Consider the following 23838-nt stretch of genomic DNA (forward strand, 5'->3'; position numbering starts at 1 on the left):
CAACTGGACTGAACATATTGTTCAAAATAGTTTCAGAAACAACAAGCTTCTGCGATTTCGGTTGAACAGGCACAATGGATATCCTCGCTCCAGCAAGTGAGGAGTTGCCCAGATGCCCCTGTCCCCGTCCGCAAAAGCCCTGATCCCTTTCGTCAGTGTCGAGAACATGATGCGCCTCGTGCATCATATCGGCATCGAGCAGATGCTCGTCGAGCTTACCGATGCCATAGAGGCTGATTTTCGCCGTTGGCAGTGCTTCGACAAGACCCCGCGCGTCGCCTCCCATTCGCGAGAAGGCGTCATCGAGCTGATGCCGACGTCCGACGGCGAAATCTACGGCTTCAAATATGTAAACGGCCATCCGAAAAACATGGCCGATGGGCTTCAGACAGTCACCGCCTTTGGCCTGCTTGCATCCGTCTCCACCGGTTATCCGGTACTTTTGACGGAGATGACCCTGCTGACGGCGCTGCGCACCGCCGCCACCTCGGCAATGGCCGCCCGGCATCTGGCGCCGAAGGGCACCCGGGTGATGGCGATGATCGGCAACGGAGCGCAGGCGGAATTCCAGGCGCTGGCAATGAAGGCGGTGATCGGCATCGAGGAAGTACGCCTTTACGATATCGATCCCCGCGCCACTGAAAAGACGGCCGCGAACCTGAGGGGGAGCGGCCTGAACGTGACACCGTGCAAATCGGCCCAGACCGCGATCGAGGGCGCCGACATCATCACCACCTGCACCGCAGACAAGCAATATGCGACGATCCTGCCCGACAATATGGTCGGCGCTGGTGTACACATTAACGCCATCGGTGGCGATTGCCCCGGCAAGACGGAACTGCACAGGGATATTCTGCTGCGCGCCGATACCTTCGTCGAATACCCCCCGCAGACACGCATCGACGGCGAAATCCAGCAGATGGACCCGGATTATCCGGTGACCGAGCTTTGGAAAGTGATCCTTGGCGAAGCCGAAGGCCGGCGAGACGCGCGCCAGATCACCCTGTTCGACAGCGTGGGTTTCGCCATTGAGGACTTTTCCGCGCTGCGTTACGTGCGCGGAAAACTTGAGGGCTCCAGCTTCTATCAGGAGATCGACATCATCGCCGATCCCGATGACCCACGCGACCTCTTCGGCATGCTGCAACGCGCCCGGAACTGAGGATTAAAACGATGAAAAAAACCTATTCCATTCAGGCTCCGGCCGCCGTCGTCATGGTGCGGCCGCACCATTTCACGGTTAATACCGAGACAGCAGCCGACAACCGCTTTCAGGCGACACCGGCAAGCGGCGAAGACTTCAGCGCGATTGCCCATCGTGAAATCACCCGCGCCGCTCAAATGCTGGAAAGCCATGGCGTAGCAGTGCACCTCTTCGAGGACGAAAGCACGCGGACGCCCGACTCGGTCTTTCCCAACAACTGGTTTTCCACCCATGCGGGCGGCCATGTCGCCATCTATCCGATGAAGGCCGAAAGCCGCAGGCTTGAGCGGCGTCAGGATGTCATCGAGATGCTGAAGAGCCGCTACCGCGTTCAGGACATCATCGATTATTCCGGCCTTGAGCCCGACGGCCTTTTCCTAGAAGGCACAGGCGCCATGGTGCTCGATCACATCGACCGTGTCGCTTACGCCGTGCGCTCCGACCGCACCGATCCGATTGCGCTCGAACGATTCTCGACCCATTTCAACTTCGAACCGATGGTGTTCGATGCTCGTGACGAGGCGGGCGTGCCGGTCTATCACACCAATGTCCTCATGTGCATCGGCACGGATTACGCGATGATCGGTCTCGACATGATCGCCGATGAGAACCGTCGCACGGAAATCGTTACCCGGCTTGAACGTTCGGGGCGGCGGGTCATCGGTCTCAGCAACGCTCAGATCCGCAGCTTCGCCGGCAATGCGCTCGAGTTGCAGGGCCGCGATGGCCGCATCCTTGCGCTCTCAACCACCGCATACGCCTCGCTGACGGCAGATCAGATAGCCGCAATCCGCGAAAGCGCGGTTCCAGTGGCGCTGGATATACCAACCATTGAAAAGGCCGGCGGTTCGGTGCGCTGTACGCTTTCCGGTATTCACCTGACACCACGATGAGAAATCGGAATGCAAGCGCAGGAATCTCTGCGCTTGCATTTTTATACCGCCATGTTGCCCAGCCTCGATCAGAAGGCCAGCTGGACCTTCATCGATTTGCTTCTATCGCCAGCAGTTTCGAAAGCCGCGACCGCCTCTTCCAACGGGAAGGTTCCGGTCAGCAGCGGCTTCAGGTCGACCCGGCGCTGGTTGATGAAATCGACGGCAAGTCCGAATTCCTCGTGGAAACGGAAAGTGCCTTTCATCTCGATTTCCTTGGCGACCACCATATTCTGCGGAATGGAAACATCGCCGCCGAGACCGAGTTGAACCACGGTAGAGCGCGGTTTCAGCGCTTCGAGACCCGAACGCACAGCCCTTTCGTTTCCGGAAGCTTCGAACTGGACGTCAAAATAGCCCTTGTTTGCCGAATAGGCGGAAAGCACGTCGGGGTCGTTGGCGACATTGATGACCCGGTCGGCACCAACGGCGAGCGCCTTTTGCAGTACCGCATCCATGACGTCGGTCGCAACGATTTCCCTGGCTCCATGGGCACGGGCAGCGATGATCGCCAGCGCGCCGATCGGCCCGCATCCGGTGACCAGGACCCGCTTGTCGGTCAATGCGCCGGCGCGGTTGACACCGTGCAGCGTGACCGCGAAGGGCTCGGCCATGGCCGCTTCATGGATGGAGATGCCATCGCGCACCTTGTGGCACTGGTATGCCTCGGCGATGAGGCGCTGGCGGAACGCGCCCTGAATATGCGGCATGGGCATGGCGGAGCCATAAAAACGCATGTTCAGGCACTGGTTCTGCTGGCCCTTCAGGCAGAATTCGCAATGGTTACAGGGCCGGCTTGGCGATACGGCGACGCGGTCGCCAACGGCCAGATGGGAAACGCCCTCCCCCAGAGCCTTGATGGTGCCGGCCACCTCATGGCCGAGGATCATCGGTTCGCGCACCCGCACGGTGCCGAAGCCGCCGTGATTGTAATAATGCAGATCGGAGCCGCAGATGCCACCTGCCTCGATCGCCACATCGACCTGTCCCGGGCCGGGCTGTTCCGCCTGCCGTTCCTCGATCCGCAGGTCCTTGGCTGCGTGGATGACAACCGCTTTCATATTCGCTCCTCCCATAAAGGCGGGCTTGGCGGCAATTGCCGCCGAAGCCTATTGTCTTTGGATCTGTCTCAGATATCGACCACGAGGCCCTTGGCTTTCAGCACCGCCTCGAGCTTGCTGACCTCGATCACAGATTTGCCCTGCTTGTAGGCTTCGATGTAACCGGCTTCGGCATCTTCGCGGGCCTGCGAAAGCTTTGCCGCTTCCTGTGCTTCCTCGCGTCTCACGACAACCAGCCCATCGGCGTCACCGACGATGATATCGCCCGGATTGATGATTTCGCCGCCAACGATGACCTGATCATTGACCGCGGCAATGGTTTCCTTGACCGTGCCCTTGATACAGACGCTGAGCGAGAAGACAGGGAAGCCGAGGTCCCTGAGCTGCAGCGTGTCGCGCACGCCGGTGTCGGTCACCAGGCCGCCGATGCCTTTTGCGAGGCAAGCATTGGCGAGAACGTCGCCGAACGAACCGGCTTCTTCATATTCACCGGCGGAAACGACGATGATGTCGCCCGGCTTGGCGTAGTTGATGGCAAGCTGCAGCATGATGTTGTCGCGCGGCGCGCATTTGACGGTGAAGGCCGGGCCGCACAGCTTCATGCGATAATCGACGGGCTTCAGCCGCGAGGACAATGCGCCGCGACGTCCCTGCGCCTCATGGATCGTGGCGGGAGAGAATTTGGCAAGGGCGTCGACATCCGCCTGGTCCGGACGCTGCGCGATATCTTTAATGTGGATCATGAAAACCTCCCACGTTGAAACTGTCGGCGAGAACGTCTCGCCGACCGATGATGGTTTGAATTGCTGGTATGATGGCCGAAGCTGAGCCGGGGCTCAGGGGATCGGATCGAACTTCAGTTCGGAAAGAGGCACGACCTTGTCGGTGCGTGTCATCTTGTATTCGGTGTTCGGGCCAAGCCACTTGTCCCAGATACGGTTGATTTCGCCATCCGCATCGAGCTTGCGAAGGATTTCGTTGATCTTTGCGGTCAGCGCCGGATTGTCTTTGGCCATGCCGATGCCGATGGGCTGGAAGAGCATCGGCTCTTCGATCATCCGCATCTGCTTGCCCTTGGTCTTGGATTCGTTGACGAACTTGGTCATCGTCATGGTGTTGCCAACGATGCCGCGCGCCTTGCCCTGCTGGACGGCGAGGTAAGCGGAGGCCGTATCCTGGAATGTCAGCGGCTCGGACTTGTTGAGCTTGACGGACATTTCCGAAGTGGAACCCTTGCTGGACGCGATACGCTGGCCGACGAAGTCGGACTTCTTGGTGCCGGGGTCGTCAACCGGAACAATCAGCATTTCCTTTGCCAGATAGTAGGGGTCGCTGAACTGGATCTGTTCAGCGCGGCTCTGGGTGTAAGCGAGATTGGCAACCGAGAGATCGACGCGGCCGAGCTTGACTTCGGGAACGCGCGCTTCAACGGAAACGGGCTTGATCTCGGCCTTGACGCCGAGTTCCTTGGCGATGGCGCCGCACAGATCGACGTCGAAGCCGGCCATTTCGCGCGTCTTCGGATCCGGCGAGGCAAAGGGCGGCACGTCTGCGAATGTCGCGCAACGCAGCGTCTTGTTCGCAATGATCGTGTCGAGCTGGTCGGCCTTGGCCGGCAGGACCGCGGCGGAGGTCGCCAATGCGGCGGTAAGAGTGATGGACTTCCAGTTCATTTCAGTTCTCCCTGTTATTATAGAGGATAGGTCCTAGTGTCTCAGATCGGCGAGGAACCGCTGGGCACGGGGATGTTGCGGATTTTTGAAAAACTCTTCGGGTTTCGCCGTTTCGAGGATGCGGCCGGCATCGATGAACCAGATGCGGTCGGCCACTTCACGGGCAAAGCCCATTTCATGCGTCACGCAGAGCATGGTCATGCCTTCGGCAGCAAGGCTCTTCATGACGGCGAGCACCTCTCCGACCATTTCCGGGTCGAGAGCGGAGGTCGGTTCATCGAACAGCATGACCGGCGGCTCCATGGCAAGCGCCCGCGCAATGGCGACGCGCTGCTGCTGGCCGCCGGAAAGCTGAGCGGGATAGGAGCTGGCCTTGTCGGCAAGCCCGACACGATCGAGAAGCTTCAACGCCTTTTCATGTGCGATCGTCGGGGAAACACCCTTCACCCGGATCGGCGACATCGAGACATTCTCCACCACCGAAAGATGCGGGAAGAGGTTGAAACTCTGGAAGACGAAACCCACCCGGCTGCGCAGCGCGTTCAGTTCCCTGGCGCGCATCTGGGCATGGATGTTCTTGCCATCCAGCATGATCGAGCCGCTGCTGATCTCTTCCAGCCGGTTGATCGTGCGGATGAGGGTGGACTTGCCGGAACCCGATGGCCCGCAGATGACCACGACTTCGCCACGGGTGACGTTTTCGTTGACATCCTTGAGCACCTGATAATCGCCATAGCTTTTGCAGACCTGCGAAAGCGTGATGGTGTAGGCGTCCTGAGTGGCGGAAACTGACGCGGTCATAGCTGCTCCGTAACAATATTGGCGGGGGCCGGTGCCGTGTCGGCGGCGAGCTTGCCGCGCGGGCCGGCCCGCCGGCGGGCGATACGCCGCTCGAGACGATTGGCGACATGGGTCAGCGACCAGCAGATGATGTAATAAACAAGCGCCAGAATGAGGAAGACCTGGAAGGGCTGGGTCAGGAGCTGGTTGTTCACCTGGTTTGCCGCAAATGTCAGGTCCGGCACATTGATGACGTAGCCGAGGGTCGTGTCCTTGATGGTGGACACGAAGGTCGAGATCAGGCTCGGGATCATATTATAAAGCGCCTGCGGCAGGATGATATAGCGCATCGCGCTGAAATATCCGTGCCCCAGTGCACGCGCCGCATCCATCTGCCCCGCCCCCAGCGATACGATGCCGGCGCGGACGACCTCACTCATGAAGGCGCCCTGATATACGACGAGCGTTGCCAGCATGGTGACGAAGCTCGGCACATCGGCCCCGGTCCAGAGCGGAACGAGAAAGTAGCTCCAGAGAATGAGCATCAGCAGCGGCACGCCACGCGTGAAATAAACGATGGCAGTGACCGGCCAGCGCAGCAGCCGCCATTTGGACAGCCGCGCAAGCGCCATCAGAATGCTGACGGGAAAGGCAAGCGCGATGCTGAGCGCCGAAAGGATGAGCGTGTTGGCAAGGCCGCCGAGCGGCCCGTTGGGATATTGGCCGATCAAGAGGAGCAGCCAGTAGTCCTGGATGATTGCGATCATGTCGTGGATCATGCCCGGGCCCTCCGCAGAGGATCGGCACGCATGGAGATATAGGCTCCGAGACCCATGATCAGCAGCGAGAAGAACAAATAAAGCACGGTGGCGACCAGATAGACCTCAAACGTCCGGAAACTCAGATTTTCGACTTCCTTGACGGCATGGGTAAGCTCGGGCGCGCCGATCAGAACGCCGAGACTGCTGTTCTTGAACAGCGAGGTGCTGTGATTGATCAGCGGCGGCAGCGCGTTGCGAACGCCCTGCGGCATGATGACGAAACGCATCGCCGAAACATAGCTGTGACCAAGCGCGCGCGCCGCTTCCATCTGGCCGGGATTGATGGAACGCACGCCCGAGCGCAGATCCTCGCTGAAATAGGCCGCCTGACAGAGGCCAAGGCCGATGATGGCGAAGATCGATTCCGCATTGTGGCTGGACAACCAGTTCCCCAGTCCGCTTGGCAGCAGCGTGAAGATACCGAAATACCAGAGCATGAGCTGCACGAGTGTCGGAACGTTGCGGTGATAGGAAACATAGGCCGCCACAAGCGGATCGCCGAACCGGAAGGGTGACAGGCGAATGGCAAGCAGAACGACCGCCAGTGACATGGCGAGCAGCCAGGAGCCGGCATAGATGATGAACGTCATCTGGATGCCATGCAAAAGCATCGAGACGTAGTCCGCATTGCTCAGAATTGCCCAGAGGTCAAAACCGCTCACGCGACTTTACCTCCAGATCCGCCCGTCGCTGCCGGATATCCCACAGTCTGGGGCTTGGCTGTCTGCAGCCCGCCCATGACCTGCAGCGTCGGGGTAATTTCCATATGGCCGATATTCATGGAAACGGGTGCGGCGATGGCGAATGCGATCGCATCGGCGATATCGGACGCCTGCGGCAGTTCGAAACCATCGATGAAACGCTCGCGAATGCTCGGATCGTCGCCATGAACATGATTGAAGATGTCGGTTGCCACACGACCGGGGCAGATTTCCGTCACCCGCACGCGCCTGCCGAAAGCATCGAGACGCAACTGGTTGGACAACATCGCCACGCCCGCCTTGCTGGCGTGATAGGTCGAGTTGCCCCCGAAATTATAATTGCCGGCGATGGATGAGATATTGATGACATGGCCGCGATCGCGCGCCACCATGCCAGGCACCACCATGCGGCAGAGATGAAGGACGGCGCGGAGGTTGACGTCGATCAGAAGATCGATATCGCCCTCATCCGCTTCCAGAAACTTTTTCGGGCGATCGACGCCGGCATTGTTCACGAGGACATCGAATGCGACTTCGCTGGTGAGTTTTGCAAGCGCCGGCCGATCCGTCACATCTATGGTATGGACGAAGCAGCCCGTGCGCTTCGCCAGCTGGTTGAGAGCGTCAGCGCTTCTGGCAACCGCATGAACTTCCAGCCCCTCGCGGCAAAGCCGCTCAACAACGGCTGCGCCAATTCCGGAAGATGCGCCGGTAACGAGTGCGGTCTTGTAGTCTGAGAATGGCATGTTTGTCCCCTATCGTTGACCAAACATTAGTGAAGCTTTCACCGCTTGCCTAAGACCGATTTTTTTTGGAGTAATAAGCAACTTGTATGGATGAGTGAGACAACATCGCTTTCGCCGATGCGACAGCCCAGCCTCTGGAGATACGCGCCTCGCGCGCGAACCCCACGGTCTAGGAGAACCTTCTAGACAACCGGCGTCGGCAAGTCATTCCCCGCGAAATGCGCATCCAGATTGGCAAGAACCAGAGCACCCATTTGAAGCCGCGTCTCATGGGTCGCGGCACCGATATGGGGAGCCAACACGACATTGCGCATACCGATCAGTTCCTCGGGAACATGGGGTTCGTTCTCAAACACATCGAGTGCCGCGCCCTTCAGCCCCCCGGATGACAGAATATCCACCAACGCCTTTTCATCCACGAGGGAGCCTCTGGCGATATTGACGAGAACCCCGTCGGGGCCAAGAGCTTCCAGCACCTCGCGGTTGATCGCGTGTTTCGTCTCTGGCGTTGCCGCCGCCGCAACGATCAGGACATCGCAGGCACTGGCGAGCAAAACCGGCGTCGGATGATAGTTATAGGCCACGTCCCGTTTTTGCCGGCTGAAATAGGAGATTTCCGCATTGAAGGCTTCCAGCCGTGTAGCGATGGCGCGGCCTATGCGGCCAAGGCCATAAATGCCGTAGCGCCGCCGCGACGCCTTGTTGCCGAGCGGCAGCTCCCCTTTTTTCCACTCTCCGGAGCGGACATGGTGATCGGCACGCACAAGCTGACGCAGCAGCATGATGGAAAGGCCGATGGCCAAATCGGCCACGTCTTCCGTCAGCACATCCGGCGTGTTGGTTACCCTGAAACCGCGCGCCCGGGCCTGATCAAGATCGACCTTGTCGAAGCCGACACCGTTGATGGCGACGATTTCGAGAGCGGGGAGACAGGCGGCAAGCTCGGGGTTGACGCCGATATGGCCGCCGGTGACCACAGCCTTTATCGAAGCCGCCTCTGCCTGCAGAAACGCCTGCTTGTCGGATATTTCATGCCAGCGGTGGACCCGGAAGCGTTTTTGCAGCTCGGCCTCGATCTGCGGCTGAAGAGGGTAGGTTTGCAGAAGATCAGGCTTCATGCGCGCTCCTCACCCGCGGCCGACGAATGGCATGCCGCTCGCCATCACGGTCATGGTCAGCACGTTTGCTTCAAGCGGCAGCGAGGCCATGTGCAGCACAGCCTTTGCAACGATGCTCGCATCAATGGTCGGCTCGACAGCGGTGCTGCCATCGGCCTGCAGCACACCGGTTGCCATGGCGCGCGTCATTTCCGTGCTGGCATTGCCGATATCGATCTGACCGCAGGCGATGTTGAACGCCCGGCCATCGAGCGCGGCGGACTTGGTAAGTCCGGTGATCGCGTGTTTGGTCGCCGTGTAAGGCGCTGAACGCGGCCGCGGGGTGGTGGCGGAAATCGAACCGTTGTTGATGATGCGCCCGCCCTGCGGAACCTGCGCCTTCATCTGTCGAAACGCCGCCTGGGTGCAGAGAAAGGCGCCGGTGAGATTGGCCCCCACCACGGCGTTCCAGGTTTCAAATGGTACATCCTCGATATGGACCGCCGGCGCCGACATGCCGGCATTGTTGACCAGAAGGTCCAGACGGCCAAAACGCTCGTTGACTTCCGTAAAGAGCCGTTCCACGTCGGCGGGAACGGAAATATCGGCCGCTACGACCAGAAGGCGGTCGCTGTAGTCGCTCCATTCGGCAGAGGCGGCTTCGAGAACCTCCCGCCGCCGTCCTGTTATCGCGACACTGTAACCATCCTCCAGCAGAGCTGCGGCAATCGCCTTGCCGACGCCTGTTCCTCCGCCCGTAACGAGCGCGATCTTTCCTTTGCTCATGCCGTTTCCCCTTCCAGTTCGTCTTCGACATGCGCCTGAATGATTTCGGCAAAAGATGTTTCCGCGCGAAAGCCGAGCGAAAGTGCCAGTTGCGGATCGTAATCCTCGGCCCAGCCGTCGACGATCCGGATGATCCGCTCGTCGGGAACACGCCTGATAAGAGAAACCGCCTTTTCCCCGGCGAAGGCGCGCAGCGCCTCGATCTCGTCTGCAACCGTGGCCGAAAGCCCCGGCATGATGAGATTGCGGCGAACGCCAAGCCCCGAAAGATCGATGGTTGCCGCGCGCAACAGGAAGGAGACGGCAGAACGCGGGCTGGCGAACCAGTGTCGCACGGTATCGGCAACGGGCAGCACCGCTTCCTGCCCGACCAGCGGTTCGCGCAGAATATTGGAGAAGAAACCGGAAGCGGCCGCATTCGGCTTACCGGGACGAATGCAGATGGTTGGCAGGCGGATGCTGACGCCATCGAAGAAACCGCGACGGCTATAGTCCGAAAGCAGCAGTTCGACGATCGCCTTCTGCGTGCCGTAACTTGTCAGCGGCGCCGTCAGGAATTCGTCGCCGATCACCTTGGGGAAAGGCGATCCGAAGACGGCAAGCGACGAGCAGAAGACCACCCGGGGCCGGTATCCATCCTTCTGGTGTTCGAGCCTGATAGCTTCGAACAGTGAACGCCCGCCATCGAGATTGATGCGATAGCCTTTCTCGAAATCGGCCTCCGCCTCGCCCGAAACCACGGCGGCGAGGTTGAAGATCACATCCGGCCGTTTTGCGACCAGCTTTTCGGCCACGCCGGTATTCGACAGATCGCTGCGCTCGATCGTCAGCTTTCCGCCGAACCCCTTCGGCACTGCCGGCTCGAAAACATCCGTCAGCGTCATTTCGGTGATCTTCACACCGCCAAGCGCGCCATCCGAAGCAAGGTGCTGCGTCAATTTTCGGCCGATCATTCCGGCCGCGCCGATTATCAGGATATGCATGATTTCACCTTTGATTGACCGGCGGGGCCGGCTCGATTGAGTTTTCAGTCATCGTCGCCCTGAAAAACGACCTCGCGGCGACGCATGATCGCCGGCATCGCCATCATGATCACGACGATGGCGGACAAAGCGAGCAAGGTGGCGCTGATCGGATGGGTGACGAATGTCGAGAAGCTACCCTGCGAGATCAGCAGTCCAAGGCGCATATTCTGCTCCAGAAGCGGACCGAGCACGAAGCCAAGCACCAGAGGCGCCGGCTCGCAGCCGATCTTGCGCAGAAAGAAGCCGACAATGCCGAACACCGCACAGAACAGAACATCGACGACGCTGTAGGACAGGCCAAAGGCGCCGATTGCGCAGAACATCAGAATGGCCGGGCACAGGAAGCGGTAGGGAATACCGAGAAGGCGAACCCAGATGCCGATCAGCGGCAGGTTCAGCACCAGGAGCAGCAGATTGCCGACCCACATGCTGGCGATCAGCCCCCAGAAGAGATCGGGCCGCGACTGCATGACTTCGGGTCCCGGCGTGATGCCCTGGATCATCATCGCACCGACCATCAGCGCCATCAGGCCGTTGGCGGGAATGCCAAGGGTTAAAAGCGGGATGAAGGAGGTTTGAGCACCGGCATTATTGGCGCTTTCCGGCCCTGCCAGCCCTTCGATCGCGCCCTTGCCAAAACGGGACGGATCCTTGGCGATCTTGCGTTCCAATGCGTAACTCGCGAAAGAACTCATGATGGCGCCGCCGCCGGGCAAAACGCCAAGGAAAGAGCCGAGCGCCGTGCCGCGCAGGACGGCCGGAAAGGCCTGCCTGAAATCCTCTCTCGTCGGCATCAGCGATCCGGTCTTTACCGCCCCCGAATCCCGCTCCACGCCTTGCTGCAGGTTGAAGAGGATTTCACTGACACCGAGGAGACCGATGGCAAGGACGACGAAATCGATACCGTCAAACAGTTCGGCCATGCCGAAGGTGAAACGCTGCTCACCCGATGTCGGGTCGATGCCGACCAGACTTAAACCGATACCGAAGGCAACCATGCCGACCGCCTTGACCGGCGATCCGCTGGACAGGAAGACGGCAAACAGAAGGCCGAAGATCACCAGACTGAAATAATCGGCCGGTCCAAAGGCGAGCGCGACCGCGGAAAGCGGCTTTGCGACGACGACGATCAGAACGGTCGCCACCGTACCGGCGAAGAATGATCCAAGCGCCGCCGTGGCCAGCGCCAAGCCCGCCCTGCCCTGCCGGGCCATGGCATATCCATCGATGCAGGTGACGACGGACGAGGATTCGCCCGGCAGATTGACGAGGATCGCCGTCGTCGAGCCGCCATATTGCGCTCCGTAGAAAATACCCGCGAGCATGATCAGGGCTGCCGTGTCCGGCATCGTGTAGGTGATGGGCAAAAGCAGCGCGACGGTCGCGGAGGGACCGATGCCCGGCAGGATGCCGATCATCGTGCCGAGCGTAACGCCCAGCAGGCAGTAGAAAAGGTTGACCGGCGTGACAGCGACACCGAAACCGAGAACGATATTGGCAAGAAGATCGGTCATGGCAGCAGGGCAATCCTCTGTCCGAGGCCCACAACAAAAATGAGGATGCAGGCAATGATGAGCACCGCGGAAAGCAGAAGGACCTCAACCGGGCGAATTCTTCCGTAAGCGATGCAGGCGAGCACGATCAGCACGAAGGCGGCGGCAACGAAGCCCAATGGCTCGATAAGCAGCGCAAAGCCGACAATTCCGGCGACAGCCAGGAACGGGCGAAGTTTCGGCGCCTCCCACACCTCGGACCGGGTCTTGCCCAGCAGATCCTGCAAAATCAGCGCAATGCCGAGCGCGAACATCAATGCCGCGATGACCGTCGGCATATAGCCGGGTCCGGGCTGGAAATTGGTGCCCATGCTCAGCGGCCGCGCGCCGTAATAGAGCCCGGCGGCAACGACCAGGAAAAAGGCTCCGGACAGAATATTCGCCGTCAGTTTCGAGCCGGTCTTATGTTCGGCCATGATTTTCTCCTCCCCTCATTGAGGAATACGCCGTGTCTTGCGACACGGCGTATTCAAACGTCAGCCAATCGGATCAATCCGCCCAGACGCATCCCTTTGACCGCATCATTTCATAACGATCCTCGATATCCATCTTGCCTTGGCGGTGCAGTTCCATCATGTGGTTCTCGTGGTCGTCGCGCTCCCGGCACGATTTGACGAGCTTGGCGATATCCTTTTCACGAACGACGACGACGCCGTCGTCATCGCCGCAGACGATATCGCCGGGGCTGATCAGTTCACCGCCGACCACAACCGGATGGTTGATGGTGCCGAGCGTATCCTTCGAGGTTCCCTTCATGCAAAGACCGAGGGAAAACACCGGGAAACCGATTTCGCGCAGCCCTTTGCCGTCACGCACGGCGGCGCTGACGACAAAGCCGACGATGCCCTTGCCGATGCAGGCAGCGGCCAGCACATCGCCGAAGCCGCCCTGATTGGGATTATCGCCGCCATCGATAACCAGCACGTCGCCGGGCTTTGCGAGATTGATGGCTTCGAAAATCATCAGATTGTCGCCAATATGGCATTTCGCAGTAATGGCCGGCCCGCAGATTTTCAGGCCGGGCTTGATCGGCTTGATGCGATAATCGAGCGCACCAAGCTTGCCCTGCGCCTCATGAATGGTGGCGGGGCTGAATTTGCTGATCGCTTCGATATCGGACTTGGAGGGGCGCTGGAAATTGCGGATCACATGGGCCATTGGCCGGGTTCCTTTCACTATTCGGTCATGCCTGGGCCACGGGTCGGCCCAAGCGTCATTTCGATTGAGAATGGGAAAGCTGCCGATCCCGGCCGCTTATTTTGTCCAGGGCTTGCTTTTCCAAAGCTCGGCCAGATTGGCGTTGCCCTGCTTGAGCGCGTCTGCGAATTCGACCTGGGTCAGCGGCAGCATGGTCAGTTCACGCTTCTTGGCGTCGGCAAGATAGTCGGGGTCCTTCAGCGCCTTCTGGAAGGCATCGACCAGCTTGGCCTCGACATCCGCGGGCAGGCCTTTCGGTGCGCCGAAACCCGCAAGCAGGCTGAACTGAACATTGTAGCCGGCCTCCTTGAATGTCGGCACATCAGGAGAAAGCGGCGAACGCTCGGCACCGGAAGTCGCAAGCACGCGAAGTGCACCGGAGCGATTGTCGGCGAAGACCTCGTTGAGGTTCATGAAACCGAGCGTGACGTGATTGCCGAGCATGGCAAGCCTTGCGGGACCACCGCCGTTGAAGGGAACGAAATTGAGCTTGACGCCCGCCGCATCCTCAAACAGCAGCGCCGTGATCTGGCTCGGATGTCCGATGCCCGTTACGCCGACGACGACCGGATTTGCCTTGGCCGCATCCACAAATTCCTGGGCGGTCTTGATCGGCGACACCTTGTTGACCGTCAGCGCCAGATCGCCGCCGATCTGGTTGGCGAGCGGCGTGAAGGCATCCGCCTTGTAGCTGGCATTGCCCTGCACGATCGGTGAATACATGGACGGGAAATTCAGTGCCCCGATCGTGTAGCCGTCGGGCTTGGCATTGGCGATATAGGTCGCCCCGATGAGGCCACCCGCGCCTTCGCGGTTTTCCACCACGACGGATGTGCCGAGGTATTTCTCGAGATAGGGCACGAGCGCCCGCGACTGGATATCGGTGCCGCCACCGGCTGGATAACCGATGACGAGCGTCACCGGCCGCTCCGGATATTCCGCAGCCGCCCCTCCCGCGACCAGAATTCCCGCAGCCGCCAGCACACTCAACAGAGATGTCTTCAAACGCATATCTTTTCCTCCCCGATACGCTTTCACCAGGGAGGCTAGAAACAAGCCATCAATAACACAAATACCGAGTTTTCAATTTACCCATATAGATTGTTTATGGGTTGAATGACGGCTCGCGTCTTGCCACCGCCCGCAACAGGTCCCGGAACAGCCTGAAAGTCCGCTCATCCACCTCCCTGCTCTTCAGGAGATGGATGGAGCGATAGATGACAGGATCAATTATATGGGCGGCCTGAAGCTGGCCGGCCTCCTGCTCCTGCTGCACCGAATTCCACGACAGGATCGTCGCACCAATACCGGCATTCACGGCGCGTTTGATCGTATCCTGCCCATCGATTTCCATCGTCACATTCAGGTTAATGCCGGCGCCGGCGGCAGCCTCGTCTATCGATACGCGCAGCGGGTTGTCCTTCGGCGGCAGGATCAGGTTAAGCCTTGCCGCCGCCTCAAGCGGCATGGAGCGGCCTATGGGTCTTGAGGACACCGCAAACAGGCTCTCCTTGACGATGAGATCGTCAGCCTTCTCCTCCGCGCCGACCAGTGCGACGGCCATATCCACCTTGCCGAGGCGAATGAGGCGCAGCGACTCGTCATTGCGTGCCTCTATCAGCCGCAGCGACACCTTGGGCATTGACCCGGCAACCTCGCTGATGATGTTCGGCGCAAAGGCGGTGGCCCAGGAGGGGATGAGGCTCAGCCGTATCACCCGCTCATCCAGATAGGCCATGGCCCGCATTTCCGCCTCCGCCTGCCGGACTTTCTCCGTAATCTCCCGCGCATGGACAAGAAGGATTTCGCCCTTCTCCGTCGCCTTCACACCGCGCGCCAGCCGATGAAGCACCGGAAACCCCACCAGCCGCTCCAGTTCCGTGATGTGATGGCTGAGCGCGGGTTGCGCAATCCCCAATTGCCGCGCCGCCGCCGACATCGAGCCGCAATCGACAATCGCGACCAGATATCGCAACCTGCGCAAATCCAACATGCCCGCTTCACCTCTCCCAGGTTCGAAACGCGATCATGACATCAAACCGCCGCCCGGGCCTAGGGCAAAAAGACCTCTGTCGGGCGGTTCGGCTCTCCCGCCACCTTTCCGGGCGCTTGGTAGAGCGGCGATGGGGTAAGACAAGATTCTTATGGTAGCCGGCTATGGCTTTTCTCCGCCCTTCCCCCGTGACACGGTCATGGCTGCGATGGGGAGCGCGATGGATCCTAAAAAAGGTATTTTGCTCAAGCTGGCGGCCATGCTGGCATTCACTGTCATGTCCGCCTGCGTGAAGGGGCTGGACGGAGCGATCCCGGTTGGCGAAGTCGTCTTCTGCCGGGGCCTTTTTGCCCTCATTCCCCTCTGTTTCTGGTTTCTTGCCTCCTCCGAGCGAATAACCATCCCGGCCGCGAAAAATATCGGCAGACTGCTTGCAGGCAGCTCGGCCGGGCTCGGCGGCATGTTCTTCGGCTTTCTGGCGCTTGCCTATCTACCGCTGGTGAATGTGACGGTGCTGAGCTACACGACCCCGCTTTTCACCATCATGCTGGCGGCGCTGCTGCTGCGCGAAAAAGTGCGGATATACCGCTGGTCCGCAGTGCTGACCGGCTTCATCGGCGTCTTCATCACCCTGTCGCCGAACCTCGTCCTAGATGCCGCCTCAGGCCCCGCCCAGATCGACAGCATCGCCATGATCGGAACGGCGCTGGCGCTGACCGGCGCACTTTGCGCCGCCTTTTCCTCCATCGCCGTCCGCCACCTGAACAGTATCGAAAAGCCATCACGCATCGTGCTGATCTATACGCTGGCGGGTGTCGTCGCCGGCTTCGCCACGATCGGATTTGGCTGGAAGATGCCGGATTTCAACCAGTTCCTGCTGCTCGCCGGTGGCGGGCTTGCCGGCGGCATCGGCCAGATCACCATGACGCTCAGCCTGCGCCACGCCCAGGCTTCGCTGCTCGCGCCCTTCGATTACACGACGATGATATGGGCAATCGCCCTCGGTTATCTCTTCATGGCCGAGGTGCCGACGGGCGCGACGATTGTGGGTGCACTCACCGTCATCGCCGCCGGGCTGTTCGCCATGTGGCGTGAAAACCGACTGGCGAAACAGGCTGTTAGGGAGCCGACAGCGTAAGCTGTTCGGTGACGCGCTTTTTGTGCAGCCGCCTTTCGCGCCACAGCGTGAACAGGCCGGCGGCAACCACGATCGAGGCTCCGAGAAGGGTCGTCAGCGCGGGCACCTGATCCATGAAGGTGTAACCGATCAACAACGCCCAGATCATCGTGGTATAATCGAAGGGCGCCAGCAGCGAAGCCTCCGCATAACGCAGGCTGAGCGTCACCAGTATCTGCGCGATACCGCCGATGAGACCGGTTCCGATCAGCAGGGTCCATTGCCAGACAGTCGGCATTTTCCAGCCCATGCCGATGCTTGCAAAGCCGATGACCGTCGTGAGGAGCGTGAAATAGAAGATGATCGCGCCAGTATTTTCGCTCTGCGTCAGATGCCTGATCTGGATCATCGATATGGCGGAGAAAAAAGCGGCGGCCAGACCGAAAAGACCGCCGAGCATGGCAACGCCCGTGCCGGAAGAGATATCGGAAACATCGAAGGAAAAATGGGGCGACAGGATAAGCACAATGCCGCACAACCCGAAAACCACCGCCGTCCAGCGATAAATCCTGACGACCTCCTTCAAAAGAAAGACCGCCAGAATGACGGTGAAGAGCGGCGTGGCATAGCTGATGGCAGTCGCATCGGCGAGCGGAATGTAAGAAAGCGCCAGATAGCTGAAGACCATGCCGCCGGTTCCGGAAAAACTCCTCACCAAATGCCCGCCAATGTGACTGGTGGCGACCTGTTGGCGAAATCCGCCCTGAACGGCCATCCACAGACAAAGCGGCAGCATGGCCACCGCCGATCTGAAGAAGACGACCTGCCCGATCGGTATCTCGCCCTTGAGACCGCTGATACAGGCACCCATCAGCACCAGAGCGAGGGCAGCGGAGATTTTAAGGAGAATGCCTTTGCGGGAATCCATGGTTCGTTCCTCTGGACGTCTTTGAACCGTTTCACCACGCGAGGCCGGGATATCAAACCTCAAACCCGTGTCCATAGAAACTTCGTCTGACCCCATCAATGCAGCCCACATGGTAGCTATTGCTGATGAATAGGGTGCGGACTCCGATCCGTTTGCCTGCCGCCTTGGGGACGAAAAAGACGTTGGAAACCAATATGGATCTGGAAAAGATCAAGAAACTGATCGAGTTTGTCGGCTCTTCGCGAGTGTCCGAGTTGACCGTGAGCCAGGAGGGAACCACGGTCCGGATCATTCGCGACAACAGCGCCGTTTCACCGCAATCGCCATCGCCGCAGCCCAAGGCTTTTCCGGTGACCGAAGCGGCACCCGAGACACCGCGCGCCGAAGAACAGGCACCGGCATCCGCCGCAGCGGCTCCGGCACCATCCGGCATCGTCACGGCACCCTCATTCGGTCTTTTCCATCGCGCCCCAAGCCCCGGCACGCCGCCTTTCGTCGAAGCCGGCGATGAGGTTGCGGAAGGGCAGGAACTCTTCATCATCGAGGCCATGAAAGTCTTCAGCACGGTCAGGGCGGAACGCGGCGGCAAGATCGCCCGGTTCCTGGCCAATGACGGCGAAGATGTGGAACTCGGACAGCCGGTGCTGGAGTTCGAATGATGAATGCGTCACTTCCAAAGGCAGCAGCCGAAGCATTCGACAGCGTCCTCATCGCCAATCGCGGCGAGATCGCACTCCGCGTGCAGCGCGCCTGCCGCGAACTCGGCCTGAAAACCATCATGGTCTATTCGGAAGCCGACAAGGATGCGGATTACCTGAAAGCGGCCGATACCGCCATCTGCATCGGCCCGGCCTCTCCCGGCCAGAGCTATCTGAATGTGCCGGCAATCCTGCTTGCCATGAAGCTGACGGGTGCCGGTGCGGTTCACCCCGGTTATGGTTTTCTGTCCGAAAGGGCATCGTTTTCGCAAGCGGTGGAGGAAGCGGGTGCAGTCTTCATCGGTCCACGCGCCGACGCCATCCGCACCATGGGTGACAAGATCGCGGCCAAGCGGGCGATGATGGAGGCCGGCGTGCCCTGCGTTCCCGGCCCCGATTCCGCCCTGCCGGATGATACGGCGGAGGTTTCGAAAATCGCTGCCGAAATCGGCTATCCCGTCATCGTCAAGGCAGCCGGCGGCGGCGGCGGGCGCGGAATGCGCGTCGTTCGTGACGCCTCCACCCTTCAGGACGCCGTCCTCGTCACGCGGGAAGAGGCAAGCCGAGCATTTGGAACGCCCGAACTCTATATCGAGAAATTCCTCGAACATCCGCGCCATGTCGAAATTCAGGTTCTCTGCGATGGCCAGGGCGGCGGCGTCTGGGTTGGCCTGCGCGATTGCTCGATGCAGCGTCGCCACCAGAAGGTCGTCGAGGAAGGCCCGGCCATCGGCATCCCCCCTGATGTTGCCGCCTTTGTCGGCAATCGCTGCGTCGAAGCCTGCCACCAGATCGGTTATCGCGGCGTCGGCACCTTCGAGTTTCTTTACGAGAACGGCGAATTTTATTTCATCGAGATGAATACCCGCCTGCAGGTCGAACATCCGGTCACGGAAATGACCTCGGGTGTGGATCTGGTGCGCCAGCAGCTTCTCGTCGCTCTCGGTCATCCGCTTGAAATTTCGCAGAAAGACATCGTCTGCGAGGGGCATTCGATCGAGTGCCGCATCAATGCCGAAGACCCCTACAACTTCGTTCCCTGCCCCGGTCTGATCACCCAGCTTCACCTGCCGGGCGGACCCGGCGTGCGGGTCGATACGCATGTGACGGCGGGTTATCGCGTATCGGCGCATTACGATTCCCTGATCGCCAAGCTCATTGTCCATGCGCCGACGCGCGAGCAGGCGATCATGCGCATGCGGCGCGCGCTTGGCGAAATACGCATCGAAGGCGTTTCCACCAACCTACCGCTGCATCGGGAAATATTGGAAGACCCGGCCTTCTCCGAAGGCGGCACGGATATCCATTACCTCGAACATTGGCTTGCAGCGCGGAGTTCAAAATGAAGCGACAGTCTGTTTCGATATCCCGCTATAGCGAGCCCGGCATCATTGCCGATCTTGCCGCTCACCTTGAGCGCAACAACGTGTCCGCCATCGAAATAGAGACGCCGGATGGGTCACTGAAGATCGTCGCCATGACAGGGGGCCAGGCTCCTGCCGCACCGCGGCCCGCTGAGACTGCCAGGGCACCGGCAGAGACGGGGGAAATCCTTGCCCGCGCGCCGATTGCCGGCATCTTCACGCCAGCGCATCCGCAACGCCCCGACCGTCCGGTTCAGACAGGAAAATCGGTAGTGAAGGGCGAAATCGTCGCATTCGTGACAGTTGGACCGGTGATCGTTCCGGTAATCGCCGACAAGGCCGGCACCGTCACCGAAGTGGTGGCAGAGGCCGGCGCGCTTGTCGGATATGGCTCCACCCTTCTCAAGACCGAAGCATGATGGTGACGTCGATGAGCAATACCTCGCTGAAAACGCCCCACCTTTCCCCCGCCCATCTGGGCCTGCCGAAAATCTCGATGATCGGCAACAAGACCTTTCTGATCGAAGCACCCGGCGAACTGAACTTGCCCGCGCAGCGGCGCATCTGGGCGCTGACGCGCGCGCTGAAGGACCGCCCCGAGGTGCTCGAACTCATACCCGGCATGACCAACCTCCTGATCGTGCTACGTCGCACGCCGGAGGATGCCGGGCGTTTGCAGGACGAGCTTCTCGACATCTGGCAACGCACCAGCGAACTTGATCTTCTGGGCAAGACCCTCGAGGTGCCGACGACCTATGGCGGTGAGCACGCCATCGACCTTGCCGCGATCTGCGATTATTCGGGCCTGCCGGACAGGGAAGTCGTGCGCCTGCATTTCGAGCAGACCTATACGGTTTTTGCCGTCGGCAGCGCGCCTGGCTTCGGTTATCTCGGCGGTCTCGATCCGCGCATTTTCATGCCACGCAAGAAAGTCCCGTCGCTGCGCATGCTCAAAGGCATGGTGACCATCGGCGGCATGCAGTCCGGCATCTCGGTTCTGACCGGGCCGAACGGCTGGAACTCGCTGGGTTTTACCGAAATCACCATGTTCGACGCCACGGCCGAGCAGCCGGCGGTGCTTTCGCCCGGCGACAGGGTTCGTTTCCTTCCTGAAAGGATCGAACTATGATCCATATTCTTGCCTGCGGACCGCTGAACACCGTCCAGGATCTCGGCCGCGCGGGTTACCGCAATATCGGCATCACCGCCACGGGCGCGATGGACCCCATCGCGCTCAGGGTCGGCAATATCCTCGTCGGCAACGGCGAAGATGCCGCCGCGATTGAAATCCAGACCTTCCCTTTCCGCATCGAATTCGAAGAGGCCCTGACCTTCGCGGTCACCGGCGCGGATTGCGCGGCACGGCTCGATGGCGCGGATTTGCCGCCCTACTGGTGCCTTCGGGCCGAGAAGGGTCAAATCCTCGAGCTTTCGACACCGCTGAAGAATGCGCGCGCCTATCTCTGCCTTCAGGGCGGCGTCGACGTTCCCGTGGTGATGGGATCGCGCAGCACCTCGCTTCGCGGCTCTTTCGGCGGCCATGAAGGACGCCATCTCGCCACCGGCGACAGGCTTGCGCTTCTGCCATCCGAGACCGCGCCGCTGCCCGCAAACGGCCTTGGCGTCATGCCGCTTGCCGATGCGATGCCGGATATGTTTCCGGTGTCCGACAATGGTGAATTGCTGCTGCGCGCCATTCCGGCCGCCGAGCACGATCTTTTCGGCGAAGGTCCGGAACGTTTCTGGTCCGAAGCCTGGAAAATCACCTCGCAGAGCGACCGCACCGGCTACCGGCTTGCCGGCACGCCACTTATGCTTTCGGCTCCCGTCGAATTGCGTTCCTATGGCGTCATTCCGGGTGTGGTTCAGGTGCCGCCGGGCGGCGAGCCGATCATCCAGATGAGCGACGCCAACACGGCCGGCGGTTATCCCAAGATGGCCGGTATCATCGACAGCGATCTTTGGCGGCTCGGACAGGCGCGCATCGGCAGCCGCATCCGTTTCGTGCAGGCGACGGTGCGCGAGGCGCTGGAGGTCGAGCAGGCAATCGACGCCTATTTCGCGGATATCCGCAAGACCCTGCCGCTGGTCACCGCCGCACTCGGCACGTTCACAAGACGATAATCCTGAAAAACAAGGAGAGGGAACCATGAAGATCGATGTTAATTCCGATATGGGCGAAGGTTTCGGCATCTATAAGGTCTGCGACGACGAGAAACTTATGGAAGTCGTCTCTTCGGCAAATATCGCCTGCGGATTCCATGCGGGCGATCCGGAAATGATGGCGCGCATGGTGCGTCTCGCCAAACAGAACGGCGTCGGCGTCGGCGCCCATCCGGGCCTTGCCGACCGTCTCGGCTTCGGCCGCCGCGAAATTCCCGTCGATGCGGAAGAAATGGAACAGCAGGTTCTCTACCAGCTCGGCGCGCTTTCGGCGATTGCGAGGGCGCAGAATGTCGCGCTTTCTCACATCAGCTTCCATGCCGCCATGGGCAACATGATCAATCGCGACGCGGCCCTTGCCGAACGGATCATGAAAAAGATCAAAGCGGTCGATCCCAACCTCATCGTCTTTTCGATGCCGGACATGCTGATCGAAAAGGCGGCGCTGGATTGCGGGCTAAAGGTGCTCAATCTCTTCCTCGCCGACCGGGCCTATGATGTGAAGGGCCAGCTCGTTCCGCGCAAGCTGCCCAATTCCGTCATCAAGGAAGAGGGTAAAGTGCGCGCGCGGGTGCGGCAGTTTCTGGAAAAAGGCACGGTCACGACCATCGAGGGCGAGATCATCCCCGTTCGCGCCAGATCGATCCTCGTCCACAGCGATACACCCGGTTCGCTGGAGCTTGCGCGCACGGTGCGCAGTGAAGTGGAAGCCTGCGGCGGCAGCGTCGTTCCGGCTCGCGAAGTGGTCGCCTGACGCAAGCCCGCTTTCGTCTCATCATTGATAATCAAACGATTACGGCACCGTGCATCATTTCTGGAGCACGGTGCCGTTACATTTTCAGGTCTTGTTTGTCGGCCGAACCAGCGAACCGATCCGGCCGACGACCTTATCAATTTAGCTGGATCACGTGATTGCTGTCGTTCGTCCAGCTCAGCTTCACCCGGTCGCCGGCAGCGCTGACGGCATTGGTGAACCCTTCCGTTTGGGTCTGCCGGTAGGCGATCATCGGCTCGCCATTGTCCAGACGCAGGTAGTAGTGCAGCATGAAACCGCGATAGACCACCTGCTCCACCCGCGCCGTGGTGGAATTGCTGGCGTTTTCACCCACATCGGCAGCAAGCGGTGCGACGGAGATGGCTTCGGGACGAACGGTGACAACAACCTTGTCGCCCTGAACTGCTCCCATGTCATCCACATCCAGTCGTACACCGGCATCGGTCACAAGCCGTGCGGCGCGGCCGTTGCGTTCCTTGACACTCGCCTCGAAGAAGTTCGAGGCGCCGATGAAACCGGCGACGAAGCGCGTCAGCGGCTTCTGGTAGATTTCGCCTGCCGGTGCGATCTGCTCGAGATTGCCGTCCCGCATCACGGCGATCTGGTCCGCCATGGTCAGGGCCTCGTCCTGATCATGCGTCACCATGATGGTGGTGAGGCCAAGCCGCTGCTGCAGGCTGCGAATCTCGACCTGCATGCTTTCCCTCAGGCCCTTGTCGAGCGCACCGAGCGGCTCGTCCAGAAGCAGCATCGAAGGTTCGATCACCAGCGCACGCGCCAGCGCCACACGCTGCTGCTGGCCGCCGGAAAGCTGCGCCGGTAGCCGGTCGCCGAAGGCGTGCAGCTGAACGAGATCGAGCGCCTGCTTCACGCGCCCTTGCCGATCAGCCTTGGAAACGCCCCGCATCTCGAGGCCGAAAGCGACGTTTTCGGCAACGGTCATATGGGGAAACAGGGCATAGTTCTGGAAAAGCATGCCAACATTGCGGCGGTGAACCGGGGTGCGCGTGGACGGCTTGCCGCCGACCACGATTTCACCCGAGGTAGGACCGACAAGCCCCGCAATCATGCGAAGGCAGGTCGTTTTCCCGCATCCGCTTGGACCGAGAAGCGCCAGGATTTCCCCTGCCTTGACGGTAAGCGAAACATCATCGACGGCAACGACCTGACCGCTGTAATGTTTGGTCAGTCTTTCCAGGCGGACTTCTACGGATTTCATCTGCG

Annotated in this window: 26 protein-coding genes; 9 read left to right on the plus strand and 17 right to left on the minus strand. The window is 60.2% G+C overall.

Going from position 1 to position 23838, the window contains the following annotated elements; genetic code table 11:
- The first annotated feature begins 112 nt into the window (after positions 1 to 112).
- Together JZY08_RS19635 and ctlX are read left to right on the plus strand one after the other, a co-directional pair.
- Positions 113 to 1162: an ornithine cyclodeaminase gene (locus tag JZY08_RS19635; RefSeq protein WP_216333271.1), complete on the plus strand. Its 1050-nt coding sequence runs from the start codon at positions 113 to 115 to the stop codon at positions 1160 to 1162.
- A gap of 11 nt (positions 1163 to 1173) precedes the next feature.
- On the plus strand, positions 1174 to 2097 hold the full coding sequence (gene ctlX / locus JZY08_RS19640) for a citrulline utilization hydrolase CtlX (protein WP_216333273.1): 924 nt from the start codon (positions 1174 to 1176) through the stop codon (positions 2095 to 2097).
- 68 nt (positions 2098 to 2165) lie between these two features.
- Here the strand turns inward: ctlX and JZY08_RS19645 are convergent, their stop codons facing one another.
- The 15 genes from JZY08_RS19645 to JZY08_RS19715 form a co-directional block, all read right to left on the minus strand.
- Positions 2166 to 3197, minus strand: a complete 1032-nt coding sequence (locus JZY08_RS19645) for an L-idonate 5-dehydrogenase (RefSeq protein ID WP_216333275.1) — start codon at positions 3195 to 3197, stop codon at positions 2166 to 2168.
- A 68-nt stretch (positions 3198 to 3265) separates the two neighbouring features.
- Complete coding sequence (locus tag JZY08_RS19650) at positions 3266 to 3940, minus strand: 4-carboxy-4-hydroxy-2-oxoadipate aldolase/oxaloacetate decarboxylase (protein WP_003497832.1); 675 nt, start codon at positions 3938 to 3940, stop codon at positions 3266 to 3268.
- A 93-nt stretch (positions 3941 to 4033) separates the two neighbouring features.
- On the minus strand, positions 4034 to 4870 hold the full coding sequence (locus tag JZY08_RS19655; RefSeq protein ID WP_082185272.1) for an ABC transporter substrate-binding protein: 837 nt from the start codon (positions 4868 to 4870) through the stop codon (positions 4034 to 4036).
- A gap of 33 nt (positions 4871 to 4903) precedes the next feature.
- A complete protein-coding gene (locus JZY08_RS19660) occupies positions 4904 to 5671 on the minus strand; it encodes an amino acid ABC transporter ATP-binding protein (protein WP_216333277.1) in 768 nt (255 codons plus the stop codon).
- Entirely contained in the window at positions 5668 to 6429 is a 762-nt protein-coding gene (locus JZY08_RS19665; RefSeq protein WP_216333278.1) for an amino acid ABC transporter permease, read from the minus strand. Before JZY08_RS19665 ends, JZY08_RS19660 begins: the two co-directional genes overlap by 4 nt.
- A complete protein-coding gene (locus JZY08_RS19670; protein WP_003497839.1) occupies positions 6426 to 7133 on the minus strand; it encodes an amino acid ABC transporter permease in 708 nt (235 codons plus the stop codon). Before JZY08_RS19670 ends, JZY08_RS19665 begins: the two co-directional genes overlap by 4 nt.
- The gene (locus JZY08_RS19675) at positions 7130 to 7918 is read right to left on the minus strand and encodes an SDR family oxidoreductase (RefSeq protein ID WP_082185270.1); all 789 of its coding nucleotides are present in this window, start codon (positions 7916 to 7918) and stop codon (positions 7130 to 7132) included. Before JZY08_RS19675 ends, JZY08_RS19670 begins: the two co-directional genes overlap by 4 nt.
- A gap of 182 nt (positions 7919 to 8100) precedes the next feature.
- Complete coding sequence (locus tag JZY08_RS19680; protein WP_216333280.1) at positions 8101 to 9036, minus strand: 2-hydroxyacid dehydrogenase; 936 nt, start codon at positions 9034 to 9036, stop codon at positions 8101 to 8103.
- A gap of 9 nt (positions 9037 to 9045) precedes the next feature.
- A complete protein-coding gene (locus tag JZY08_RS19685; protein WP_216333282.1) occupies positions 9046 to 9801 on the minus strand; it encodes an SDR family oxidoreductase in 756 nt (251 codons plus the stop codon).
- Positions 9798 to 10784, minus strand: coding sequence for a D-erythronate dehydrogenase (gene denD, locus JZY08_RS19690; RefSeq protein WP_216333284.1), 987 nt, complete (start codon positions 10782 to 10784; stop codon positions 9798 to 9800). The genes JZY08_RS19685 and denD overlap by 4 nt, the downstream gene beginning before the upstream one ends.
- A 44-nt stretch (positions 10785 to 10828) precedes the next feature.
- Complete coding sequence (locus JZY08_RS19695) at positions 10829 to 12340, minus strand: tripartite tricarboxylate transporter permease (RefSeq protein ID WP_216333286.1); 1512 nt, start codon at positions 12338 to 12340, stop codon at positions 10829 to 10831.
- Positions 12337 to 12795 carry a tripartite tricarboxylate transporter TctB family protein gene (locus JZY08_RS19700; RefSeq protein WP_003497849.1) on the minus strand — a complete coding sequence of 153 codons (459 nt, stop codon included), beginning with the start codon at positions 12793 to 12795 and terminating at the stop codon, positions 12337 to 12339. The genes JZY08_RS19695 and JZY08_RS19700 overlap by 4 nt, the downstream gene beginning before the upstream one ends.
- A 73-nt stretch (positions 12796 to 12868) precedes the next feature.
- Positions 12869 to 13537, minus strand: a complete 669-nt coding sequence (locus JZY08_RS19705) for a 4-carboxy-4-hydroxy-2-oxoadipate aldolase/oxaloacetate decarboxylase (protein WP_003497850.1) — start codon at positions 13535 to 13537, stop codon at positions 12869 to 12871.
- Between the two features lie 96 nt (positions 13538 to 13633).
- Positions 13634 to 14587 carry a tripartite tricarboxylate transporter substrate binding protein gene (locus JZY08_RS19710; protein ID WP_216333288.1) on the minus strand — a complete coding sequence of 318 codons (954 nt, stop codon included), beginning with the start codon at positions 14585 to 14587 and terminating at the stop codon, positions 13634 to 13636.
- Positions 14588 to 14681: 94 nt separating this feature from the next.
- On the minus strand, positions 14682 to 15569 hold the full coding sequence (locus tag JZY08_RS19715; protein WP_216333290.1) for a LysR family transcriptional regulator: 888 nt from the start codon (positions 15567 to 15569) through the stop codon (positions 14682 to 14684).
- 220 nt (positions 15570 to 15789) lie between these two features.
- Between JZY08_RS19715 and JZY08_RS19720 the strand changes: the two genes are divergently transcribed.
- A complete protein-coding gene (locus JZY08_RS19720; protein WP_216333292.1) occupies positions 15790 to 16707 on the plus strand; it encodes a DMT family transporter in 918 nt (305 codons plus the stop codon).
- On the opposite strand, the gene JZY08_RS19725 is transcribed toward JZY08_RS19720, so the two are convergent.
- A complete protein-coding gene (locus tag JZY08_RS19725) occupies positions 16688 to 17614 on the minus strand; it encodes a DMT family transporter (RefSeq protein WP_216333294.1) in 927 nt (308 codons plus the stop codon). The genes JZY08_RS19720 and JZY08_RS19725 overlap by 20 nt on opposite strands.
- 194 nt (positions 17615 to 17808) lie before the next feature.
- Between JZY08_RS19725 and JZY08_RS19730 the strand changes: the two genes are divergently transcribed.
- From JZY08_RS19730 to JZY08_RS19755, 6 genes are read left to right on the plus strand one after another with little or no spacing between them, the layout of a single operon-like run.
- Positions 17809 to 18273: a biotin/lipoyl-containing protein gene (locus tag JZY08_RS19730; protein ID WP_216333296.1), complete on the plus strand. Its 465-nt coding sequence runs from the start codon at positions 17809 to 17811 to the stop codon at positions 18271 to 18273.
- The gene (accC, locus tag JZY08_RS19735) at positions 18270 to 19658 is read left to right on the plus strand and encodes an acetyl-CoA carboxylase biotin carboxylase subunit (RefSeq protein ID WP_216333297.1); all 1389 of its coding nucleotides are present in this window, start codon (positions 18270 to 18272) and stop codon (positions 19656 to 19658) included. The genes JZY08_RS19730 and accC overlap by 4 nt, the downstream gene beginning before the upstream one ends.
- Entirely contained in the window at positions 19655 to 20095 is a 441-nt protein-coding gene (locus tag JZY08_RS19740; protein ID WP_137039258.1) for a biotin/lipoyl-containing protein, read from the plus strand. The genes accC and JZY08_RS19740 overlap by 4 nt, the downstream gene beginning before the upstream one ends.
- A complete protein-coding gene (pxpB, locus tag JZY08_RS19745; protein WP_216333299.1) occupies positions 20092 to 20805 on the plus strand; it encodes a 5-oxoprolinase subunit PxpB in 714 nt (237 codons plus the stop codon). Before JZY08_RS19740 ends, pxpB begins: the two co-directional genes overlap by 4 nt.
- Positions 20802 to 21800, plus strand: coding sequence for a biotin-dependent carboxyltransferase family protein (locus JZY08_RS19750; protein ID WP_216333301.1), 999 nt, complete (start codon positions 20802 to 20804; stop codon positions 21798 to 21800). The genes pxpB and JZY08_RS19750 overlap by 4 nt, the downstream gene beginning before the upstream one ends.
- A 25-nt stretch (positions 21801 to 21825) precedes the next feature.
- On the plus strand, positions 21826 to 22593 hold the full coding sequence (locus tag JZY08_RS19755) for a 5-oxoprolinase subunit PxpA (protein WP_216333303.1): 768 nt from the start codon (positions 21826 to 21828) through the stop codon (positions 22591 to 22593).
- A gap of 136 nt (positions 22594 to 22729) precedes the next feature.
- Here JZY08_RS19755 and JZY08_RS19760 read toward each other — a convergent pair whose 3' ends face one another.
- A complete protein-coding gene (locus JZY08_RS19760; protein ID WP_216333304.1) occupies positions 22730 to 23833 on the minus strand; it encodes an ABC transporter ATP-binding protein in 1104 nt (367 codons plus the stop codon).
- Positions 23834 to 23838 lie beyond the last annotated feature (5 nt).

Origin of the sequence: Rhizobium sp. X9 (assembly GCF_018873185.1) — a bacterium.
Classification (GTDB): Bacteria; Pseudomonadota; Alphaproteobacteria; order Rhizobiales; family Rhizobiaceae; genus Agrobacterium; species Agrobacterium oryzihabitans.

What these genes read in the sequence shown, in the direction of transcription:
- accC (WP_216333297.1), top strand. Translation starts at nt 18,270, where the DNA reads ATGATGAATGCGTCACTTCCAAAGGCAGCAGCCGAAGCATTCGACAGC.
- JZY08_RS19675 (WP_082185270.1), bottom strand. Translation starts at nt 7,918, where the DNA reads ATGCCATTCTCAGACTACAAGACCGCACTCGTTACCGGCGCATCTTCC.
- denD (WP_216333284.1), bottom strand. Translation starts at nt 10,784, where the DNA reads ATGCATATCCTGATAATCGGCGCGGCCGGAATGATCGGCCGAAAATTG.
- JZY08_RS19665 (WP_216333278.1), bottom strand. Translation starts at nt 6,429, where the DNA reads ATGATCCACGACATGATCGCAATCATCCAGGACTACTGGCTGCTCCTC.
- JZY08_RS19645 (WP_216333275.1), bottom strand. Translation starts at nt 3,197, where the DNA reads ATGAAAGCGGTTGTCATCCACGCAGCCAAGGACCTGCGGATCGAGGAA.
- JZY08_RS19680 (WP_216333280.1), bottom strand. Translation starts at nt 9,036, where the DNA reads ATGAAGCCTGATCTTCTGCAAACCTACCCTCTTCAGCCGCAGATCGAG.
- JZY08_RS19635 (WP_216333271.1), top strand. Translation starts at nt 113, where the DNA reads ATGCCCCTGTCCCCGTCCGCAAAAGCCCTGATCCCTTTCGTCAGTGTC.
- JZY08_RS19755 (WP_216333303.1), top strand. Translation starts at nt 21,826, where the DNA reads ATGAAGATCGATGTTAATTCCGATATGGGCGAAGGTTTCGGCATCTAT.
- JZY08_RS19660 (WP_216333277.1), bottom strand. Translation starts at nt 5,671, where the DNA reads ATGACCGCGTCAGTTTCCGCCACTCAGGACGCCTACACCATCACGCTT.
- ctlX (WP_216333273.1), top strand. Translation starts at nt 1,174, where the DNA reads ATGAAAAAAACCTATTCCATTCAGGCTCCGGCCGCCGTCGTCATGGTG.
- JZY08_RS19715 (WP_216333290.1), bottom strand. Translation starts at nt 15,569, where the DNA reads ATGTTGGATTTGCGCAGGTTGCGATATCTGGTCGCGATTGTCGATTGC.
- JZY08_RS19750 (WP_216333301.1), top strand. Translation starts at nt 20,802, where the DNA reads ATGATCCATATTCTTGCCTGCGGACCGCTGAACACCGTCCAGGATCTC.
- JZY08_RS19695 (WP_216333286.1), bottom strand. Translation starts at nt 12,340, where the DNA reads ATGACCGATCTTCTTGCCAATATCGTTCTCGGTTTCGGTGTCGCTGTC.
- JZY08_RS19685 (WP_216333282.1), bottom strand. Translation starts at nt 9,801, where the DNA reads ATGAGCAAAGGAAAGATCGCGCTCGTTACGGGCGGAGGAACAGGCGTC.
- JZY08_RS19720 (WP_216333292.1), top strand. Translation starts at nt 15,790, where the DNA reads ATGGATCCTAAAAAAGGTATTTTGCTCAAGCTGGCGGCCATGCTGGCA.
- JZY08_RS19760 (WP_216333304.1), bottom strand. Translation starts at nt 23,833, where the DNA reads ATGAAATCCGTAGAAGTCCGCCTGGAAAGACTGACCAAACATTACAGC.
- JZY08_RS19700 (WP_003497849.1), bottom strand. Translation starts at nt 12,795, where the DNA reads ATGGCCGAACATAAGACCGGCTCGAAACTGACGGCGAATATTCTGTCC.
- pxpB (WP_216333299.1), top strand. Translation starts at nt 20,092, where the DNA reads ATGATGGTGACGTCGATGAGCAATACCTCGCTGAAAACGCCCCACCTT.
- JZY08_RS19705 (WP_003497850.1), bottom strand. Translation starts at nt 13,537, where the DNA reads ATGGCCCATGTGATCCGCAATTTCCAGCGCCCCTCCAAGTCCGATATC.
- JZY08_RS19650 (WP_003497832.1), bottom strand. Translation starts at nt 3,940, where the DNA reads ATGATCCACATTAAAGATATCGCGCAGCGTCCGGACCAGGCGGATGTC.
- JZY08_RS19655 (WP_082185272.1), bottom strand. Translation starts at nt 4,870, where the DNA reads ATGAACTGGAAGTCCATCACTCTTACCGCCGCATTGGCGACCTCCGCC.
- JZY08_RS19710 (WP_216333288.1), bottom strand. Translation starts at nt 14,587, where the DNA reads ATGCGTTTGAAGACATCTCTGTTGAGTGTGCTGGCGGCTGCGGGAATT.
- JZY08_RS19725 (WP_216333294.1), bottom strand. Translation starts at nt 17,614, where the DNA reads ATGGATTCCCGCAAAGGCATTCTCCTTAAAATCTCCGCTGCCCTCGCT.
- JZY08_RS19730 (WP_216333296.1), top strand. Translation starts at nt 17,809, where the DNA reads ATGGATCTGGAAAAGATCAAGAAACTGATCGAGTTTGTCGGCTCTTCG.
- JZY08_RS19740 (WP_137039258.1), top strand. Translation starts at nt 19,655, where the DNA reads ATGAAGCGACAGTCTGTTTCGATATCCCGCTATAGCGAGCCCGGCATC.